Here is a 13,924-nt window from a genome sequence, read left to right on the forward strand (position 1 = left end):
TGCGCCGGGCGTGCGCCATGCGTATCCCCGTACTTCTATTCAGCACCACAACTGACCGTCATGGGAACGGATTTGCCTCATTCACTACCCAAGGTGCCGAGAATCCCCCTTGTGTGACTGATTAAGGATCACCAGGAACCCGCAGGGGAGCGGGTGTACGACGCACGCACGAGCGAGGAGCGGCAACGCGAAGGCGCCCGGGCGGGAAGGATCCCGGCCGGGCGCCCATGTGCCCTGCGCTGGTCAGTCGTTGGCGACCACGGGGTAGCGCGGCTCGTTCTCGGCCATCTGCCGCAGCGCGTCCTTGCGGTCCCGCTTCGACAGCCGGTCGATGTACAGGTAGCCGTAGAGGTGGTCGGTCTCGTGCTGCAGACAACGTGCGAAGTAGCCGGTGCCGCGGACCTTGACAGGGTTGCCCTGCTCGTCCTGGCCGGTCACCTCGGCGTAGTCGGGGCGCGCGAGGGACGCGTAGGCCGTCGGCACGGACAGGCAGCCCTCGTTGCTGTCGTCCAGCCGGCGCCGCTCGGCGGGCAGGTCGACGAGCCTGGGGTTGCAGATCACGCCGACGTGGCGGACACCCTCGTCGTCCTGGCAGTCGTAGACGAAGACCTTCAGGTCGACACCGATCTGGTTGGCGGCCAGGCCCACGCCCTCGGCGGTGCGCTGGCTGGCGAACATGTCGGCGACCAGCTGCTGGAGCTCCTCGCCGAACTCGGTGACGTCCCGGCACTCCTTGTGCAGCACCGGGTTGCCGACGACCGTGATCGGCCGCGAGGTGCCGCGCCCGCGCCAGGCCTGCTCGCGCTCCTCGCAGTCCTCCGTGTCGACGACGTACCCCTCGTCGTCGACGGGGAGCACGCCCGCGTGCTGCTGATCGGTGTCCTGGTGCGCCATGACCGACGTACGCCTTCCTCAAAGAACAGGGGGAGATGTTGCTGATACAGGGTACGGCGACCGGTCAGCAGACCTCTTCCAGATCCCGCCAGTCCCGCGAGTCCGGGCTGTCCGCGACCCAGCCGTCCAGCAGCCCGCGCACGAGCGAGACCGGCGCCGCGACCCCGCACTCCCGCTCGGGCACCCACAACTGCCCGTCCGTCCGGTGCCCCAGCGGCCCGGGATGCCCCGGCTCGCTGTGGTCGTGCGGGTCCAGGTGCACCCCGTCGCCCTCGTCGGACGGCATCCGCGACTCCGAGCACGTCCGGCACAGCAGCCGCACCGACGACGACCAGTCCTCCGCGGCGAACCCGGCGTCGGAGGCCAGCTGCTCCAGCGCGTCCCGGTCCGCCTCGGTGGCCGCCTCCAGCAGGACCACCCAGGTGGGGACGGGGGACGGCGCCCACAGTTCGATCTCGTCGAAGACCGGGTAGGTGTGCCCGGCGGACGTCGTGCGCTCGCCGTGCGGGACGCCGTCGTGCAGCACGACCTCGCCCCAGCGCCGCCCGGACGAGGGCAGCGGGATGGACAGCACCTCCATCCGCGCCGGGTCCAGCCTGCGGCCCCACACGACCTCGGCCTCGCCCTCCGGGGACAGCCGTACGGCCGCGCTGCCCAGCTCCATGCCGAGCGGCTCACCGGAGACGGCGGCCCCGCCGGGCACCTTCAGCCCGTACGCCTGCCAGGCGCGGCGGGCCAGCGGCCAGTCCTGGAGGGCGGTCGCGGCGATACCGACGTTCCACCAGTCGGGAGCGCCGGCCTCCCGGTCGAGCAGGGCGACGGCGCGCAGACCGGCGGCGCGAGCCTGTTCCCAGTCGTGCCGGAACTTGTGCAGCAGGGCGAGGTTGAACCAGGACTCCGCCAGCCAGGGCTCCAGGTCGGCGGCGCGGGTCAGCAGCTCGCCCGCGTCCTCGTACCGGCCGTCGCCGATGAGTGTGAACGCGCGGTCGGTGGCCTGCCGCCAGGAGGCGGAGGGCCGGTGCCGTGCCTTGCCGAAGATCCTCACGATTCCCGCCTGCCAGTTCCATTTCCCGCTGTGGGCTGGCTTGTGCCCCCGGACGCCCTCTCCCTCGCATCCAACCACGTACGGCGGGAGAGTCGCTCATTACCCATGGGTTACCCAGCCGGGAGCGGGGTCAGACAGTCCCGTTCGTCTCGGCCCGCCGCGGGCCGGGACGGTCGCGCGCCAGCCGCGGGGCCGGGCCAGGACCCGGGCGAGCGACTCCACGACCTCGGGAGCGTAGTCACCGGCGGTGCCCAGCCGCAGCTCCTCCAGCGCGCGCAGCGGGCCCTCGGGGCCGGCGTCCCGGGCCTTCTCCTCGTAGGCGTTCACGGCCCGCACGATGCGGGCCGCCAGCGGTTGCTCGGGGCAGGGGTCGGCCTGCCGCTCCACGACGACGGCGACGGCCGCGTCCACGCCGGTCTGCCGGACGACGGCCCCGCCGAGCAGGGCGATGCGCCGCTGCTCGGCGGCGGGCAGGGCGGCGGTGGCGCCCGCCGGGACGGGGTCGACCAGGCTGAGCTGGCCGATGTCGTGCATGAGGGCCGCGTACTCCAGGACGGTCAGCTCGGGCCCGGTCAGGCCGAGCTCGCGGCCGACGTCGACGCTGAGCGCGGCGACCCGGTGGGCGTGCCCGGCGGGGGTGCAGCCGGCGATCTCGGTGGCGCGGGCGAGGGAGGCGATGGTCTGCCGGTAGGTGGCGCGCACGGCCGCGTACCGGCGGACGGTCAGCTGGACGAGGAGCAGCGGCAGGCAGAAGACGGGCAGCGCCCACAGCCCGGCGACGGCGACCCCCAGCGCCATCACCGCGCCGGTGGCACAGACCGCGGAGCCGATGCCGAGCAGGCCGCGCAGTTCCTGGCGCAGCAGCGGGCCGAACGGCCAGCGGGTGCGGCAGTGGGCGAGCGTGGCGGCCAGGACGGCCCCGCACAGGGAGGTGAGGGCGAGCAGGACGAGGAGGAGCAGGGGGTAGGCGGGACCGGTCCAGGAGGCGAACACCCGGTTGCCGTAAGGGGGCTGGAAGCAGACGGCGGCGAAACCGACGGTGAGGACGCGGCGGGCCAGATGGTCGGCGGTCGGGGTGCCGCCGGACCAGATGTGCGGGACGGCACCGAGCAGGGCGGCGACGAGGACCACGGTGACGACCTGGGCCGCGCCGTGCTGGGCGGGCCGCCCGGCGTCGGCACCCAGCAGGGCGTACGACAGGGAGCCGGCGGCGCCCAGGGGCGCGGCCTGCCGGGCCTGGGCGTCGCTCCACCGGGTCAGCTCGCCGACGGTGACGAGCGTCCCGAAGGCGAGCGCGACGCCCCGGTCCTCCAGGCCGGTCCACAGGGTGACGGCGAGGGAGCCGGCCGCGACGAGGGCGGCCGCGCCGTGGATGAGCCGCAGGGGGCTCATCGGGCCGCCCCGGTGCTCGGGGCCCGCTCGGCGGGCGCGTTGCCGTGCGCGGTTTCGTCGGCGGTGACCGTGGGCCGCCAGCCGCAGCGGCGCACGGCGCGGACCAGGGCGCCGACCATCCGGGGGTCGAAGTGGGCGCCCGCGCAGCGCTCCAGCTCGGTGACGGCCGCCTCGACCGGCCGGGCCCTGCTGTAGGAGCGGGTCGAGGTCATGGCGTCGAAGGCGTCGGCGACGGCGACGATCCGGGCGCACTCGGGGATCTGGTCGCCGGCCAGGCCGTAGGGGTAGCCGCTGCCGTCGAGCCGTTCGTGGTGGTGGAGGATCGCCCCGCGGGCCTCGCCGAGGAAGGAGATCCCGCGGACCATCTCGTGGCCGTACTCGGGATGCAGCTCGATGATCCGCCGTTCCTCGGGGGTGAGCGGTCCGTCCTTGCGCAGGAGCCGGGTGGGCACGCCGAGCTTGCCGACGTCGTGCAGGATGCCGGCGAAGCGCAGCGTCTCGACGCGGTCGTCGTCCATGCCGAGTTCGCGGGCGATCAGCACGGAGGCCTGGCCGACGCGTTCGCTGTGGCCGCGGGTGTAGCCGTCCTTGATGTCGACGGCCTGGACGAGGGCGCGGATGGTGGCCTGGTGGGCCGCGCGTTCGCGGTGGTACTGGGCGAACACCCAGCACGAGACGCACATCGGGAGCAGGACGAGCAGGGCTGCGGCCGGGCCGTACGGGCTGCGCCAGAGCACGGCCATCATGAGTCCGGCGAGGCCGTGCACGGCGACGGGTGCGAGGGAGCGGGCCAGCAGCCCGCGCCAGGCGCGCCGCGCCGGCACGAGGCCGGCCGCCGCGCGCAGACCGCCGTCGAGCACGGTCAGCACCAGGCAGAAGGCGAGGACGGCGGCACCGGCGGGCAGCAGGGCGTAGGGGAAGTCGGAGCCGGCGACGGCGTCGGGGCCGCCGAGCCCCCGGTGCACCTGCGCGGCGCTCCACACGGCGAGCGCGGGCCGCGCGGCCCGCCACACGCGCCGGGTCAGGGCGGCCCCGTGCCCGGCCGGGGGGAGCAGGAGGGCGGGCAGGGGCACGAGCGCGGCGGCCGGCGGTGGCAGCAGGAAGGCACCGGCGAGCAGGACGGGGTAGAAGGTGCCGCCGAGGCGCCGGCGCACGACGTGCTCGCAGGCCGCGTAGAGCGCGGCGAGGAGGACCGGCATCCACCAGGGGATGTGCGTGGCCGGCAGGTTCAGCGGGGTGAGGGCGGCGAGGAGGGCGACGCCGGCCACATAGCCGCGTGCTCTCGCCGGTACCGCGTCCATCCCGCCCCTCCCGACCCTGCCCGTCCCGGCTGGGAGCCTAGGGCGGGGATCGGGGGTTACGGGGCCTATGACCTGAGGATTAGCACGTTCGGGTGATACGACCCGACGTGTCAGGATTCCTGGGGCGCCGTCGGGGTCCGGGTCACGTCGTGGCCGGGCACGGCCTGGCCGGAGCGGATCAGGTCGATCCGCCCCATGACCTTGGCGCGCAGGTCGGCGGGCACGTCGTCATGGCCGCAGCACCGCTTGACCAGCTTCTTCACGGCCTGCTCCAGGCCGTACTTCTCCAGGCACGGCGAGCATTCCTCGAAGTGGTGCTGGAACTTGTCGCGGTCCATGTCCGGCATCTCGCTGTCGAGGAACTCGTACAGGTGGTCCAGGACCTCACTGCAGTCCGTCTCGTGCGGCTCTCCGCAGCTCATGAGCCCGAGCCTTTCGCTTCGTTCGACTCTCCGGCACCGGCCGGGACCAGACCCCGCTCACGGGCGTAGTCCTCCAGCATGCCGCGCAGTTGACGGCGGCCCCGGTGCAGCCGGGACATCACCGTTCCGATGGGTGTCCCCATGATGTCCGCGATCTCCTTGTACGCAAAGCCCTCGACGTCCGCGAGATAGACGGCGATGCGGAACTCCTCGGGGATCGCCTGGAGCGCCGACTTCACGTCCGAGTCGGGCAGGTGGTCGAGCGCCTGCGACTCGGCGGAGCGCAGTCCCGTCGACATGTGCGACTCGGCGCGGGCGAGCTGCCAGTCCTCGATCTCCTCCGCGGCGGAGCGCTGCGGCTCGCGCTGCTTCTTGCGGTAGGAGTTGATGAAGGTGTTGGTGAGGATCCGGTACAGCCACGCCTTGAGGTTGGTGCCCTCGCGGAACTGGTGGAAGGACGCGTACGCCTTCGCGTACGTCTCCTGCACCAGGTCCTCGGCGTCGGCCGGGTTGCGCGTCATGCGCAGCGCGGCCGAGTACATCTGGTCGAGGAACTCGAGCGCGTCCCGCTCGAAGCGCGCGCTGCGCTCCACGGTCGTCTCACCGGACGCCTCCGCGCTGACGCCCTCGGGCGGCTCCGCCTGACCGTTGTCGGTCCCTGCGTCGGTCCCAGTGACCTGACCCACCTCCTCGAAGTTTCGGGCGGGACCAGAACCGGTCCCACTCGTTTCGGAGGATAGAACACGACCCGTGCCTGCCGCCGCTCGAATAGGAGCGGTCCTGGCCGCGTGCAGCACCGTCCAGTCCAGGTCGGCGCGGCTGCTGCGGCCCGGGCAGATGGTCGAACCCATGCGGCGGACTTCCTTTCCCACGACATCGGTGCCGAGGCGTCAGCACTTCTGTCCGGCACAACAGCGGGCCGTCGCGCCGCATTCCCCGGCGTCACCCGAGTGACAGGGCCCACCCGGCGACACGGCCGGCGATGAGGTCCAGGGCCTGGTCCTGGGTGAGGTCCGCGCGCCGGGGTACCGCGAGACCGTGATCGGCGTGAGGCACCTCGACCAGGTCGAAATCGCCCTCCGGGAACTCCTCCGGCCTGCCGAAGGGGTCGTTCCCGCCCTGCACGACCAGCGTCGGCACCCCGGCGCCCAGCAGCTCCCCGGCGCGGGAGCGCTCCGGCCGGCCCGGCGGATGCAGCGGGAAGCTCAGCGCGAGCACGGCGCGCGCGCCCAGTTCCGCGGCCGTACGGCAGGCGACGCGGGCGCCGGCGCTGCGCCCGCCGGAGATCACCGGCAGGCCGGGCCGGGCGAGCGCGGGCCACACCCCGCGCCATCCGGTGTCCAGGGTCTTCGGCGCGGGCGCGACCTTCTTGCCCGCGACCCGCCAGGGCTGCTCGACGAGGGCGACCGTGACGCCCCGCGCGGGGAGTGTCCGGGCGAGTACGTGCAGGTCCCGGGCCTCGATGCCGCCGCCCGCGCCATGGCCGGCGGCCAGCACCAGACGGGCCTCGCGTGCCGGGTGCCAGGTGATCCGGGCCGGTCCGGCGTCCGTGTCGACGGTCTCTGTGCTCACGTCAGAAGAGTGTGCCCTCTTCCGGTGCCTCCAGCTCCTTCAGCAGCTCCGGGCCGTTGTTGCGGACGTTGCTGACGGCGGTGGGGACCGGGTAGGCGCGCATCAGGCCGGGCGGGGGCGGGGCCAGCAGGGCGCGCAGCTCGTCGGGGTCGGTGCGGGAGGGGTCGAGCCAGGCGTCCCAGCGGTCCGGGGTGAGCATCAGCGGCATCCGGGGGTGGATGTCGGCGAGAGAGCGGGGCCCCTCGGCGGGGGCGGCGGCCAGCGGGGTGCGCTCGGCATCCGTGGTGATCACCGAGCAGGTGACCCACCAGGCCCCCGGGTGGTCGTCGGGCAGCGTCCGGTCGCGCCAGAACTCGTACAGGCCGGCCATCGCGAACACCGAGCCGTCGGCGGGGAGCACGAAGTACGGCTGCTTGCGCGGGCGCTTCTTCCTGCCCTCCACCTCCAGCTCGCGCTCCTGGCCGCCGGTGACCCACTCGTAGTAGCCGTCGGCGGGCAGGATGCAGCGGCGGGCGGCGAAGGCGCGCCGGTAGGCGGGCTTCTCGTGCACGGTCTCCGCGCGGGCGTTGATCATCCTGGCGCCGCCCTCGGGTGTCTTCGCCCAGGACGGGACCAGACCCCACTTCAGCCGGCGCAGCTGACGAACCGGGCGCGGGGAGTCAGCGTCCTTCAGGGGGCGGTCCAGGACGGCGTGCACCTCCTTGGTGGGGGCCACGTTGTAGTCCGGCTCCAGGGTCTCCTCGGGATCCCACCGCTCGGCCCCGAAGACTCCCGCGAGATCCTCGGGCCCACGACTTGCCGCATACCGTCCGCACATACGTGCCACACTGCCAGGCCGACCCGTCGCCCGACCACCACCCCGCCACGACGGCGCCCCGCGCCGACCCCTATCGATCACCAGGACTGGAGCCACTCGGACACATGGACAGCCTCGCCGCCATCGCGCTGCCCGGCCTCTGGGACCGGCTCACCGGCACCCAGCCCGATCCCCACCTGTGGGTGGTGCTGGCCACCCTGGCCGCGGCGCTCGCCGTCGTCGTCCCGCACCCGGTGTGGCGGATATCCCGCAACGCGATCACCATCGCGCACGAGGGCGGCCACGGCCTGGTCGCCCTGCTCACCGGCCGGCAGCTCACCGGCATCCGGCTGCACTCCGACACCAGCGGGCTCACCCTCAGCCGGGGCAAGCCGTACGGGCTGGGCATGATCCTCACGGCGGCGGCCGGGTACACGGCACCCTCCCTGCTGGGGCTGGGCGGGGCCGCGCTGCTGGCGACGGGCCGGATCACCCTCCTGCTGTGGGCGGCCACGGCCCTGCTGCTGGCGATGCTGGTGATGATCCGCAACGCCTACGGCGTGCTCACCGTGGTGCTGGCCGGGGGCGCGTTCCTGCTGGTGTCCTGGCTGGCGGGGCCTCAGGTGCAGGCGGCGTTCGCGTACGCGGTGGTCTGGTTCCTGCTGGCCGGCGGGGTACGGCCGCCGTTCGAGCTCCAGGCCAAGCGGTCACGGGCGGGCGCGGGTGACTCGGACGCGGACCAGCTGTCCCGGCTGGCACACGTGCCGGCGGGGCTGTGGCTGTTCCTGTTCCACGCGGTGTCCCTGTCCTCGCTGATCGGCGGGGGCCGCTGGCTGCTGGAAGGTTGACGCCGGGCCCTGCTTATAAAGTGGCCCCATGGCCCCGAACTCCGCTCCCACCGCCCTCTGGCCCGCCCCGCACGCGAGCGGGGCCGTCGACGCCACGGTCCACGTGCCGGGTTCCAAGTCGGTCACCAACCGCGCCCTGGTCCTCGCCTCCCTGGCCTCCGAGCCGGGCTGGCTGCGCCGCCCGCTGCGTTCGCGGGACACCCTGCTGATGGCCGGCGCGCTGCGCGCGATGGGCGTGCAGATCGAGGAGGGGGTGGGCCCCGACGGCACCGGTGAGGCCTGGCGGGTGCTGCCCACGGGCCTGCGCGGGCCGGCCACGGTCGACGTCGGCAACGCGGGCACGGTGATGCGGTTCCTGCCGCCGGTGGCCGCGCTGGCCGACGGTCCGATCCGGTTCGACGGGGACCCGCGGTCGTACGAGCGTCCCCTCGACGGGGTGATCGAGGCGCTGCGGGCGCTCGGCGCCCGGATCGACGACGACGGCCGGGGCGCGCTGCCGCTGACCGTGCACGGCGGCGGCGCCCTGGACGGCGGCCCGGTGTCGGTCGACGCCTCCTCGTCCTCCCAGTTCGTCTCGGCGCTGCTGCTGTCCGGCCCGCGCTTCAACCAGGGCGTCGAGGTCCGGCACACCGGTGCCACCCTGCCGTCCATGCCGCACATCCGGATGACGGTCGACATGCTGCGCGCGGTGGGCGCCCAGGTGGACACCCCGGAGTCGGGCGGGGAGCCCAACGTGTGGCGGGTGACGCCGGGGGCGCTGCTCGGCCGGGACCTGACCGTCGAGCCGGACCTGTCCAACGCGCAGCCGTTCCTGGCGGCGGCCCTGGTCACCGGCGGCAAGGTGCTGATCCCGGACTGGCCGGCCCGCACCGACCAGCCGGGTGACCGGCTGCGGGAGATCTTCACCGAGATGGGGGGTTCCTGCGAACTCACCGACTACGGGCTGGTGTTCACCGGTTCGGGTGCGATCCACGGCATCGACGTCGACCTGGGCGACGTGGGCGAGCTGACCCCGGGTATCGCGGCGGTCGCGGCGCTCGCCGACTCGCCGTCCACCCTGCGGGGCGTGGCCCATCTGCGGCTGCACGAGACGGACCGGCTGGCCGCGCTCACCAAGGAGATCAACGAACTCGGCGGTGACGTCACGGAGACGGCCGACGGCCTGCACATCCGCCCGCGCCCGCTGCACGGCGGGGTGTTCCACACCTACGAGGACCACCGGATGGCGACGGCCGGCGCGGTCATCGGCCTGGCCGTACAGGGGGTGCGGATCGAGAACGTGGCGACGACCGCGAAGACCCTGCCGGACTTCCCCGGCCTGTGGACCGGGATGCTCGGGCAGTAGGGACACGTACAGCATGCGCCGCTACGGCAAGCACACCGACGAGGACGACATCCGCAGCCGCCCCAACCGCAAGGGCAACCGGCCGCGGACGAGTATCCGGCCCAAGCACGAGGACGCGGCCGAGGGCATGGTCCTCACCGTGGACCGGGGACGGCTGACCTGCCTGGTGGACGACCGGATCGTCCTGGCGATGAAGGCCCGCGAGCTGGGCCGCAAGGCCGCCGTCGTCGGCGACCAGGTGGCCCTGGTGGGTGACCTGTCGGGGAAGAAGGACACGCTCGCGCGGATCGTGCGGATCGCGGGGCGCACGTCGGTGCTGCGCCGCACGGCCGACGACGACGACCCCTACGAGCGGGTGGTCGTCGCCAACGCCGACCAGCTGGCGATCGTGACGGCGCTGGCCGACCCCGAGCCCCGCCCCCGGCTGATCGACCGCTGTCTGGTCGCGGCCTTCGACGGCGGTCTGACACCGCTGCTGGTGATGACCAAGTCGGACCTGGCCCCGCCGGACACGCTGCTGGAGCTGTACGGCGCCCTGGACATCCCCTACGTCGTCACCAGCCGTGCGGAGCTGGAGAGCGGGGACGCGGCGGACCGGGTGCGCGCCCACCTGGACGGCAAGATCACCGCGTTCGTGGGGCACTCGGGCGTCGGCAAGACGACGCTGGTCAACGCGCTGGTACCCGAGGACCGCCGGCGCACGACGGGACACGTCAACGCGGTGACGGGACGCGGCCGGCACACCACGACGTCCGCCCTCGCGCTGCCGCTGAGCGGGGTGGACGGCTGGGCCGTCGACACCCCGGGCATCCGGTCCTTCGGGCTCGCGCACGTCGACCCCTCGCGGGTGATCCTGGCCTTCCCGGACCTCGTGCCCGGCACGGAGGGCTGCCCGCGGGCGTGCAGCCACGACGAGCCGGACTGCGCGCTGGACAAGTGGGTCGAGGACGGCCACGCGGACCCGGCACGGCTGTACTCGTTGCGCAGGCTGCTGGCCACGCGGGAGGCCACGGAAGGCGACTGAGCACCGCGTTGTGCGCCGGGCGGGCGGCCGGTAAGTGCATAATCGCACCGAGCCGGAGATCCGGACCAACGGGAGGACCGTTCATGGCGTGGCTGCTGGTCATAGTGGCCGGTTTTCTGGAGACCGGCTTCGCCGTGTGCCTGAAACTCTCCCACGGGTTCACCCGGCTGTGGCCGACCATCGCCTTCGCCTCGTTCGCCCTGGGCAGCTTCGGCCTGCTGACCCTGTCCCTGCGGAAGCTGGACGTCGGTCCCGCGTACGCGGTGTGGACCGGCATCGGCGCGGCGGGCACCGCCATCTACGGCATGGTCTTCCTCGGCGACCTGGTGTCCACCCTGAAGATCGTCTCGATCAGTCTGGTCATCCTCGGGGTGATCGGACTCCAGCTGTCGGGGTCGGCGCACTAGCGCGGGGGCCACGGCATGCACGCCGAAGGACATCCCGGCCCGGTGCGGCACCACGATCCGGGGGACGTACTGACCCGGTTCACGGACCGCGTGCTGGTGGTCTGCCCCCGCTGCGGTGGCCGCGCGCAGGTGGTTCCCCGGCCCGGTCTGCCCGCGCCCGCCCACTCCGGCGAACTGCTCTTCCAGCCCCGCCGGCTGACCTGCGCGGCGTGCGGCGCCGTGGCCGACCGCGCGGCGGACACGCGCGGCGGCGCACTGGTCGCGGCGCAGCCGGGCGGCACCGAGGACCCCTTCTTCGGACGGCCGCTGTGGCTACAGACCCGGTGCGCCGGCCACGTCCTGTGGGCGTACGACGACCGGCACCTCGACGCGCTGGCCGCCTACGTGGGCGCCGCGTTGCGCGAGCGCGGAAGCGCGCGCCCGACGCGGGCGATGTTCGCGCGGCTGCCCCGCTGGATGAAGGCGTCCGGCCACCGTGCCGAGGTGCTGGCGGGCCTGGAGCGCCTCCGCGAGCTGTCCCGGCGCTCGGCTCCCGCCGACCGGTCCGACGCCGCCCGCGAACGCGGTGACCGCCCCCGGCCGTACCGTGCCCTGTACTTCCGGGGCGGTCCGTACGAGGGCGGCCGCTGACGCGCCGGACGGCGCGACCACGGCTTCGGTCAGGGGCGGGCGCGGGCGATCGCCAGGCCGGCCGCGCCGGCCGCCGCGGCCACCGCCAGGCCGAGCACGGTCGCGCCGAAGCCGACACTGGTGGCGTCGGCGAGGTATCCGGTGGCCACCGGCAGTACTCCGGCGAACAGGTATCCCCAGGCGCTCAGCGCCGCGTTCGACTCGGCCAGGCGGGCGGTCGGCACCCGGGCGTTGAGCAGCGAGAACCCACCGAGCTGCGCCATGCCCTGCCCGGTGCCGGCGCACACGGCGGCGGCGAGCAGGGTGGTGACCGACTCGGCGCGCACGGCCAGGACCACCAGCACCATGCCGGCGGCGGTGGCCGCGGTCGCGGTGGTCAGCAGCCGGCGGGTGGGCCAGCGGCTGACGGCGAACTGCACGGCGGTGGAGGCGCCGAACATCACGAAGGCCGAACCGCCCGCCACGATCCGGTTACCGGTGCCCAGCAGGGTCGCCAGCAGGGTCGGGCCGAGGGCCAGCAGGAACGAGGTGCCGGTCATGCCCGGCATGTAGGCGGCCAGGCCGACCAGCAGGTCGCGCCGGTTGCCGCGGGGCACGGAGGGCGGGCGCAGCCAGGTGCCGGCGCCGGCTCTGCGCACGTTGGGCAGGGAGCGGACGACGGGCAGCACGGACAGCAGCAGTAGCGCCTCGACGACGAAGACCGTGTGGGTGGGCGCGGGCAGGAGCTGGGCGAAGCAGCCGGACAGCAGCGGGCCGATGGCCAGGCCGGCGCCCATGGCGACCGAGCCGGCGAGCGAGGCCTGACGGCGGCGGTCCGGTCCGCCGATGTCCGCGACGGCCGCCATGCCGGCGGCGACGGTGCCGCCCACCGCGAGGCCGGTGAGCAGCCGGGCGACGAGGAGGGCGGCGACGCTTTCGGCGGTCGCGTAGAGCAGGCAGGCGAGCAGGGCCGACAGCACGGCAGGGAACAGGACGGTGCGCCGCCCGTAGCGGTCGGAGACGGCGCCCGCCACGGGCAGCGCGAGGAGCAGGCCGCCGATGTACAGGGCGAAGACGACGGTCAGGGTGCCGGTGCCGAAGCCGATGCGGTGCTGCCAGACCACGAACAGCGGGGTGGGCACGTTGGAGAGCATGAAGACGGCGGTCAGGGGCCAGGCGGCGCGCCAGAGGTCGCTCTGGCGCGCCGGCCGCCGGGTCGCTGCCGCCATCGGGTCGGCCGTCGCCATCACGCGAGGCCGCGCAGCAGCGGCAGCAGTTCCTGCGCCGTGCGTTCGAGCGCCGCGCGGTAGCGGGGTTCGTGCAGGTCGGCGGTGGGCAGGCGCAGAACCAGGTGGCGGGCGCCGGCGTCGATGTAGCCGCCGAGCCATTCGGCGACCTGCTCGGCGGTGCCGCCGAAGATGCCCTGGGTGGTACGCATGGTCGGCAGGTCCAGGCGGTAGTAGGCGCGGAAGTAGGCCTGGAGGGTGTCCTCGGCCTTCTCGAAGCTGTCGTCGACGGCGACGGACAGGTAGACGGCGGCGGTGACGTCGTCCTCGGGCCGGCCGGCGGCCTCGCGTGCCTCCTGGACGCGCAGCCAGCCCTTGGCATAGCCGCCGGAGGTGGTGCTGGTGGGCATCCAGCCGTCGTACTGGCGGCCGGTGCGTTCCAGCATCTTCTCGCCGCCGTGGGCGATCCACACCGGCGGGCCGGCGGGCTGTTCGGTCACGGGCAGCAGTGCCACGTCCTCGAGGCTGTGGTACCGGCCTTCGTAGGAGACGGGGTCTCCTTGGGCGCGCCACAGGGCCTGGCAGATCTCCAGGGTCTCGCGCATCCGGCCGACGCGTTCGGTGAACGGGATGCCATAGGCCTGGAACTCGGCCTCGGCGGCGGGTGAGTTGAAGCCGGAACCGATGCCGGTGATCAGGCGTCCGCCGGACATGCGGTCCAGGCAGGCGAGTTCGTGGGCGAGGTGCACCGGCGGGCGCAGGGGCAGCAGGACGGCGGTGCCGAGTTCGACGCGTTCGGTGGTGGTCGCCGCGGCGGTCAGCGCGAGCAGGGGGTTCATGCGGGAGCGGGCCAGCGGTGACTCGCCGGCCCAGATCGAGTCGTAGCCCAGCTGCTCGACCTGCTGGGCGAGCTGTCCGAGGTGGCGGGGGTAGTCGCCGCGTTCGACGACGGATTCGCGGCCGGGCATGACGACGCCGACGCGCAGGGCGGCGGGTGACTGGGGCATGGGGTTCCTCTGGAAGGGGGTGTGTCTGCGGGGGCG

15 protein-coding genes are annotated in these 13,924 nt (G+C 73.8%); 5 read left to right on the forward strand and 10 right to left on the reverse strand.

The window, feature by feature from the left end:
* Positions 1 to 243: 243 nt before the first annotated feature.
* The 8 genes from def to ACGFT1_RS20600 form a co-directional block, all read right to left on the reverse strand.
* Positions 244 to 894 (reverse strand): peptide deformylase, encoded by a 651-nt coding sequence (gene def / locus ACGFT1_RS20565; protein ID WP_373910372.1) that lies wholly within the window; start codon positions 892 to 894, stop codon positions 244 to 246.
* Between the two features lie 64 nt (positions 895 to 958).
* Positions 959 to 1,939: a tetratricopeptide repeat protein gene (locus ACGFT1_RS20570; protein ID WP_373910373.1), complete on the reverse strand. Its 981-nt coding sequence runs from the start codon at positions 1,937 to 1,939 to the stop codon at positions 959 to 961.
* Positions 1,940 to 2,038: 99 nt separating this feature from the next.
* Positions 2,039 to 3,331, reverse strand: coding sequence for a metal-dependent phosphohydrolase (locus ACGFT1_RS20575; RefSeq protein ID WP_373910374.1), 1,293 nt, complete (start codon positions 3,329 to 3,331; stop codon positions 2,039 to 2,041).
* Entirely contained in the window at positions 3,328 to 4,632 is a 1,305-nt protein-coding gene (locus ACGFT1_RS20580) for an HD-GYP domain-containing protein (RefSeq protein WP_373910375.1), read from the reverse strand. The genes ACGFT1_RS20575 and ACGFT1_RS20580 overlap by 4 nt, the downstream gene beginning before the upstream one ends.
* A 110-nt stretch (positions 4,633 to 4,742) precedes the next feature.
* A complete protein-coding gene (gene rsrA / locus ACGFT1_RS20585) occupies positions 4,743 to 5,054 on the reverse strand; it encodes a mycothiol system anti-sigma-R factor (RefSeq protein WP_373910376.1) in 312 nt (103 codons plus the stop codon).
* Positions 5,051 to 5,740, reverse strand: coding sequence for a sigma-70 family RNA polymerase sigma factor (locus ACGFT1_RS20590; protein WP_373910377.1), 690 nt, complete (start codon positions 5,738 to 5,740; stop codon positions 5,051 to 5,053). The genes rsrA and ACGFT1_RS20590 overlap by 4 nt, the downstream gene beginning before the upstream one ends.
* A 256-nt stretch (positions 5,741 to 5,996) precedes the next feature.
* Complete coding sequence (locus tag ACGFT1_RS20595) at positions 5,997 to 6,626, reverse strand: alpha/beta family hydrolase (protein WP_373910378.1); 630 nt, start codon at positions 6,624 to 6,626, stop codon at positions 5,997 to 5,999.
* Position 6,627: 1 nt separating this feature from the next.
* Entirely contained in the window at positions 6,628 to 7,443 is an 816-nt protein-coding gene (locus tag ACGFT1_RS20600) for an SOS response-associated peptidase (protein WP_373910379.1), read from the reverse strand.
* Between the two features lie 104 nt (positions 7,444 to 7,547).
* Between ACGFT1_RS20600 and ACGFT1_RS20605 the strand changes: the two genes are divergently transcribed.
* From ACGFT1_RS20605 to ACGFT1_RS20625, 5 genes are all read left to right on the forward strand, one after another.
* Positions 7,548 to 8,270, forward strand: a complete 723-nt coding sequence (locus ACGFT1_RS20605; RefSeq protein ID WP_373910380.1) for a M50 family metallopeptidase — start codon at positions 7,548 to 7,550, stop codon at positions 8,268 to 8,270.
* Positions 8,271 to 8,298: 28 nt separating this feature from the next.
* Positions 8,299 to 9,615, forward strand: a complete 1,317-nt coding sequence (aroA, locus tag ACGFT1_RS20610; RefSeq protein ID WP_373910381.1) for a 3-phosphoshikimate 1-carboxyvinyltransferase — start codon at positions 8,299 to 8,301, stop codon at positions 9,613 to 9,615.
* Between the two features lie 13 nt (positions 9,616 to 9,628).
* Positions 9,629 to 10,639 (forward strand): ribosome small subunit-dependent GTPase A, encoded by a 1,011-nt coding sequence (gene rsgA / locus ACGFT1_RS20615; protein ID WP_373910382.1) that lies wholly within the window; start codon positions 9,629 to 9,631, stop codon positions 10,637 to 10,639.
* Positions 10,640 to 10,722: 83 nt separating this feature from the next.
* Positions 10,723 to 11,046 (forward strand): multidrug efflux SMR transporter, encoded by a 324-nt coding sequence (locus tag ACGFT1_RS20620; RefSeq protein ID WP_356819966.1) that lies wholly within the window; start codon positions 10,723 to 10,725, stop codon positions 11,044 to 11,046.
* A 15-nt stretch (positions 11,047 to 11,061) separates the two neighbouring features.
* Positions 11,062 to 11,676 carry a hypothetical protein gene (locus ACGFT1_RS20625; RefSeq protein ID WP_373910383.1) on the forward strand — a complete coding sequence of 205 codons (615 nt, stop codon included), beginning with the start codon at positions 11,062 to 11,064 and terminating at the stop codon, positions 11,674 to 11,676.
* 29 nt (positions 11,677 to 11,705) lie between these two features.
* Here ACGFT1_RS20625 and ACGFT1_RS20630 read toward each other — a convergent pair whose 3' ends face one another.
* Together ACGFT1_RS20630 and ACGFT1_RS20635 are read right to left on the reverse strand one after the other, a co-directional pair.
* Positions 11,706 to 12,902 carry an MFS transporter gene (locus ACGFT1_RS20630; protein WP_373910384.1) on the reverse strand — a complete coding sequence of 399 codons (1,197 nt, stop codon included), beginning with the start codon at positions 12,900 to 12,902 and terminating at the stop codon, positions 11,706 to 11,708.
* On the reverse strand, positions 12,902 to 13,888 hold the full coding sequence (locus ACGFT1_RS20635) for an LLM class flavin-dependent oxidoreductase (protein WP_373910385.1): 987 nt from the start codon (positions 13,886 to 13,888) through the stop codon (positions 12,902 to 12,904). Before ACGFT1_RS20635 ends, ACGFT1_RS20630 begins: the two co-directional genes overlap by 1 nt.
* Positions 13,889 to 13,924 lie beyond the last annotated feature (36 nt).

The sequence above is a fragment of the Streptomyces sp. Y20 genome (assembly GCF_043195475.1).
Lineage (GTDB): Bacteria > Actinomycetota > Actinomycetes > Streptomycetales > Streptomycetaceae > Streptomyces.

Bases quoted from the DNA above. Each gene is read 5' to 3' on its own strand.
- ACGFT1_RS20635 (WP_373910385.1), bottom strand. From the start codon at position 13,888: ATGCCCCAGTCACCCGCCGCCCTGCGCGTCGGCGTCGTCATGCCCGGC.
- ACGFT1_RS20580 (WP_373910375.1), bottom strand. From the start codon at position 4,632: ATGGACGCGGTACCGGCGAGAGCACGCGGCTATGTGGCCGGCGTCGCC.
- def (WP_373910372.1), bottom strand. From the start codon at position 894: ATGGCGCACCAGGACACCGATCAGCAGCACGCGGGCGTGCTCCCCGTC.
- ACGFT1_RS20575 (WP_373910374.1), bottom strand. From the start codon at position 3,331: ATGAGCCCCCTGCGGCTCATCCACGGCGCGGCCGCCCTCGTCGCGGCC.
- ACGFT1_RS20605 (WP_373910380.1), top strand. From the start codon at position 7,548: ATGGACAGCCTCGCCGCCATCGCGCTGCCCGGCCTCTGGGACCGGCTC.
- ACGFT1_RS20620 (WP_356819966.1), top strand. From the start codon at position 10,723: ATGGCGTGGCTGCTGGTCATAGTGGCCGGTTTTCTGGAGACCGGCTTC.
- rsrA (WP_373910376.1), bottom strand. From the start codon at position 5,054: ATGAGCTGCGGAGAGCCGCACGAGACGGACTGCAGTGAGGTCCTGGAC.
- ACGFT1_RS20600 (WP_373910379.1), bottom strand. From the start codon at position 7,443: ATGTGCGGACGGTATGCGGCAAGTCGTGGGCCCGAGGATCTCGCGGGA.
- rsgA (WP_373910382.1), top strand. From the start codon at position 9,629: ATGCGCCGCTACGGCAAGCACACCGACGAGGACGACATCCGCAGCCGC.
- ACGFT1_RS20630 (WP_373910384.1), bottom strand. From the start codon at position 12,902: ATGGCGACGGCCGACCCGATGGCGGCAGCGACCCGGCGGCCGGCGCGC.
- ACGFT1_RS20625 (WP_373910383.1), top strand. From the start codon at position 11,062: ATGCACGCCGAAGGACATCCCGGCCCGGTGCGGCACCACGATCCGGGG.
- aroA (WP_373910381.1), top strand. From the start codon at position 8,299: ATGGCCCCGAACTCCGCTCCCACCGCCCTCTGGCCCGCCCCGCACGCG.